4 protein-coding genes and 1 pseudogene are annotated in these 4,488 nt (G+C 64.9%); 1 reads left to right on the top strand and 4 read right to left on the bottom strand.

The genetic code is table 11. The features are described from left to right. The coding region (locus ACTHJR_RS02845; protein ID WP_440521561.1) for an ABC transporter transmembrane domain-containing protein at positions 1 to 1,479 on the bottom strand (1,479 nt) is incomplete at its 3' end. Positions 1,480 to 1,686: 207 nt separating this feature from the next. Here ACTHJR_RS02845 and ACTHJR_RS02840 point away from each other — a divergent pair. Continuing rightward, entirely contained in the window at positions 1,687 to 2,904 is a 1,218-nt protein-coding gene (locus tag ACTHJR_RS02840) for a polyhydroxyalkanoate depolymerase (protein ID WP_440521562.1), read from the top strand. Between the two features lie 14 nt (positions 2,905 to 2,918). Here ACTHJR_RS02840 and ACTHJR_RS02835 read toward each other — a convergent pair whose 3' ends face one another. The 3 genes and pseudogenes from ACTHJR_RS02835 to ACTHJR_RS02825 form a co-directional block, all read right to left on the bottom strand. Next, positions 2,919 to 3,395, bottom strand: coding sequence for a pyridoxamine 5'-phosphate oxidase family protein (locus tag ACTHJR_RS02835; RefSeq protein WP_440521560.1), 477 nt, complete (start codon positions 3,393 to 3,395; stop codon positions 2,919 to 2,921). Positions 3,396 to 3,477: 82 nt separating this feature from the next. Next, entirely contained in the window at positions 3,478 to 4,035 is a 558-nt protein-coding gene (locus ACTHJR_RS02830) for a DUF805 domain-containing protein (RefSeq protein ID WP_440521559.1), read from the bottom strand. 125 nt (positions 4,036 to 4,160) lie between these two features. After that, a pseudogene (locus tag ACTHJR_RS02825) lies at positions 4,161 to 4,488 on the bottom strand (acetyl-CoA C-acyltransferase); the annotation flags it as partial.

Below are 4,488 nucleotides of genomic sequence, written 5' to 3'. Positions count from 1 at the left end.
GCCGCCGGACAGCCGTGCGCCGCCTTCACCGAGGAACGTGTCGAGCCCGTCGGGCAGCTTGCGCAGGAATTCGGCGGCATTGGCCGCTTCCGCCGCCGCCCAGATCGCGTCGTCGCTCGCATCCCATTCGCCATAGCGCATATTGTCGCGCGCCGAGGCGCCGAAGATCACGGTTTCCTGCGGCACCATCGCGATGCGGCGACGAATGTCGGCAGGGTCGGCGTCGGGCAGGCGGACGCCGTCGATCCGCACGTCGCCCGATTGCGGGTCGTAGAAACGCTGGATCAGTTGGAACAGGGTGGTCTTGCCGGCGCCCGAAGGCCCGACCACGGCGACGGTTTCACCAGGGGCGACCTCCAGCGAGAAGTCGGCGAGCGCGGAGACGTCGGGTCGGGTCGGGTAGCGGAAAACGACATGATCGAAGGTGATCGCCCCGCGAGCGGGCTCGGGCAGCGTCACGGGATGCGCCGGAGCGGCAATTTCGGGCTGTTCGGCGAGCAACTCGCTGAGCCGTTCGGCGGCGCCGGCGGCACGCAACAAATCGCCATAGACGTCGCTCAGCGCGCCGAACGCGCCCGTCGTCAGCATCGCCGTCGCGATGAAGGCGGTGAACGCGCCGGGCGACATGCGGCCGCTCGCGACATCGGTGGCGCCGGCCCACAGGAGCAATACCACCGCGCCGAAAATCAGTGTGATGAACATCGCCGTCAGCAGGGCGCGCAGAAAGATACGCCGTTTGGCGATGGCGAAACCGCGGGCGACGGTGTCGGCGAAGCGGCGGCTCTCGCGCCCCTCCTGTCCGAATGCCTGAACGACTTTCATTGCCGAGAAGACCTCGACCGCCATCGCACCGATATCGGCGATCCGGTCCTGGCTAGTGCGCGAGGTCGCCCGCAGGCGCCGTCCGAGCAGGACGATCGGGATCAGCACGATGGGAATGCCGACCAGGATCGCGCCCGCGAATTTGGGTGACAGCACGAACATCGACACGGTGCCGCCGATTCCCGTGATCACGTTGCGCAAGGCGACCGACACCGTGGTCCCGACCGCCATCTCGATCTGCGTGGTGTCCGCCGTCAGGCGCGAGGCGATTTCCGACGGCCGGTTTTCCTCGAACCAGCGCGGCGCGAGTCGAAGGAGATTCCGCTGAACGGCGATCCGGACATCGGCAACGGTGCGTTCGCCGAGCCACGAAACGAAATAGAAACGGACCGCGGTCGCAAGCCCGAGGATGCCGACCACGGCGAGCAGGAGGTAGAAGACGCTGTTGACGTGCGCCATGTCGGCGCCGTGCGCGAAGCCGCGGTCGACCAGCGGCTTGAGGACCCAGGGAATGAAGATGGTCGACGCGGACGTGACGAGCAGCGCGAGCAACGCGATCGAGAGCTGGACGGGGTAGCGGCGCGCGTAGAACCACACCATCGTCAGGCTGCCCAGCCGGCGGCCGGGCTTGGGCGTATCGCTGGGTGTATCCGTCATGGTATCGCCGCCCTAGGACGTGCGCCCGTCAGCGGCAATGCCCTCCATACCGCAGGGCAGCAATGCCGCGCCGTCGGGGTGTTGCCGGCCAGCCCCCGGCCAGCATACCAGATCTCGCAACGATCCGTCGCAAAGGGCGTTGTGTGCAGTGCAACACGCTCCTAATGGTTCATACCGGGGAAACGGTTTCAGATGTATCGGGGGCAAATGCTCTACAACGCCTACGAAATGCAGCGGTCGATGCTGGCGGGTGCCAGCGCCTGGGCCAATTTCAGCGCCGAACTGCTCAGCAACCCTGCCAACCCCTTCGCCTATTTCGGCGGCGGACCGGTACTCGCTTCCGCGCTCGAAGTATTCGCGCACGCTTCCGCCCCGCGCGGCAAGCCCGAGTTCGGGCTCGACCGCACGACGATCCAGGGCAAGGAAATCGACGTCGTCGAGGAGATCGTGCTTCGTAAGCCGTTCGGCCAGCTCAAGCGCTTCGTCCGCAAGGGCGTTGATGGCGGCCCCAAGCTGCTGATCGTGGCGCCGATGTCGGGCCATTATGCGACCTTGCTGCGCGGCACGGTCGAGCGGATGCTGCCGTTCGCCGACGTCTACATCAGCGACTGGCGCGACGCGCGGCAAGTGCCGCTGTCCGAAGGGCGTTTCGATCTCGACGATTATGTCGACTATATCGTCGAGTTTCTCGAGGCGATTGGGCCGGGCGCGCACATGCTCGCGGTCTGCCAGCCCTCTGTGCCGTGCTACGCCGCCGCCTGCGTGATGAGCGCGGACAAGAATCCCTGCCGCCCGCGCACGCTGACGATGATGGGCGGGCCGATCGACACCCGCGAGGCGCCGACCGCGGTCAACACGCTCGCGACCGAGCGCCCGTTCGCCTGGTTCGAGCAGAACGTCATCGCGACCGTGCCGCTGAATTATCCGGGTGCCGGCCGTCGCGTCTATCCGGGCTTCCTGCAGCTCGCCGGGTTCATGACGATGAACCTCGGCAACCACATGATCTCGCATTGGGAGATGTTCAAACATCTCGTCCAGGGCGACGACGAGGGCGCCGAGGCGACCAAGGATTTCTACGAGGAATATCGCTCGGTCTGCGACATGACCGCCGAATTCTATCTACAGACGATCGATGTCGTGTTCCAGCATCATTCGCTGCCCAAGGGCGAGATGACGCATCGCGGCCGCAAGGTCGATCCCGGCGCGATCACCGACATCGCCTTACTGGCGATCGAGGGCAAGCGCGACGACATTTCGGGGCTCGGACAGACCAAAGCGGCGCTGACCATCGCGACCAATCTGCCGGCGTCGGAGAAGAAGCATCTGGTCGCCGACGCCGGCCATTACGGCATCTTCAACGGCAGCAAATGGCGCACCCAGATCGCGCCGGTGCTGGAGGAATGGATTGCTGCGCACGACGGGTGAGGGGAGAAGATCGATCAGGCCGTCGTCCCGACCTTCGCGTGGCTCCCCTCATCCCGGGCCTTGATCCGTCCGCCGAACAGCATCTTGACCTTCCCCGCGATCGACATGTCGGTTTCCCACATCTCGGCATCGCTCACGTCGAAGCGCAGCAGCGCGAGATTGGGATCGTCCTTGCCGCCGGGAAACCAGGCCTCGACCTGATTGTTCCAGAGCTTGTCGATCATGCCGAAATCATTGTCGAGCCGGGCGTTGCCCGACAGACAGGCGAAGAAATCGTGTCCCTTGGATACGAATTGCGCCATCGCCCTGCCGCCTTTCGCCAGGCGATTGTCCTTGCCGATGAAGAAATAGATCGTGTCGACCTGATCCTCGTCGAGCTGCGCGGTCAGCGGCTCGCTATGCTGGCCGTCGCCTTCGATCCCGATCATCACGAATGGGCTGTCGGCCAGCTTCTTCCAGAAATGCTGCTTGATCTCGGCGGCGTCGGCCATGGCGTCTCTCCTGTAAGGGTCTCGAACCCACAACGAGCCGCGCGCGGAGAGTTTCCGCGGCCCGGTCAGTTCGACTTCAGCATCAGGCCTCGACCGGGATCGCGTCCGTCCTGTCGGTTTCGTCGCCCAGCCGGGGATCAGGGCCGAACCGATTGGCGCCCCGCGTCGGCTGCCAAAGAAACAGCAGCACGTTCGCGACCATCAGCGTAACGAGGACCACCATGAGCGAGATCGTCCATGGTGTCGCTGCGATATGCTTATCGGCCTGGAGAGGGCCGAAATGAAATGCCATCGATGCTGCATGGCCGACCGGCGCGGTAAACCATTGCAAAGCGCAGACCGGCCCGAGCGACAGCGGGATCAATGCCCACCATCCGCTACGTCCCTGGTCGTGCAATCGCCGGACGAGCAGGGGAATCCAAGGCCACGTCCAGAGTGAAGTCCACGCGAGGCTCAGCACGTCGAATAAGAAGGACGACGGCCCGTCGAAGATCAGCTCGCCAGCCTGAGCCGCCATGCTCAGCAGCCAGAACGACACGACTTCGTTTCGGGTAGATCGACCGCGAAATATGAGTGCGTGCCGCAGCGGCCAAAAGGCTAGCCGCACGCCGAGCCTGTTCGCGGAATAGCCGCTTTGCATGCCGAAAGGGTGCGCCTGCCGGGCGCCCCGGTCAAGCGCGAGTACCTGCCCTTGCGCCGGTAGGTGGCGCAAGAAAAAGGGGCCGGCGGATCACTCCACCGGCCCCTTTTTGCATCGCAGAGAGCTCAGAGGACTTCGAACAGCCCCGCAGCACCCATGCCGCCGCCGACGCACATCGTCACCACGACGTACTTGGCGCCACGACGCTTGCCTTCGATCAGCGCGTGGCCGGTGCAGCGCGCGCCGGTCATGCCATAAGGATGGCCGATCGAGATCGAGCCGCCGTTGACGTTGAGCAGCTCGTTGGGGATTCCGAGCTTGTCGCGGCAGTACAGCACCTGCACCGCGAACGCCTCATTCAGCTCCCACAGGCCGATATCGTCCATCTTGAGCCCGGTGCGCTCGAGCAATTTCGGGATCGCGAAGACCGGGCCGATGCCCATCTCGTCGGGC

The organism is Sphingomonas sp., from assembly GCF_051962185.1.
Lineage (GTDB): Bacteria > Pseudomonadota > Alphaproteobacteria > Sphingomonadales > Sphingomonadaceae > Sphingomonas.
Note: the sequence above shows the minus strand (reverse complement) of the source record. Positions and strands in the feature narration are given on the sequence as shown.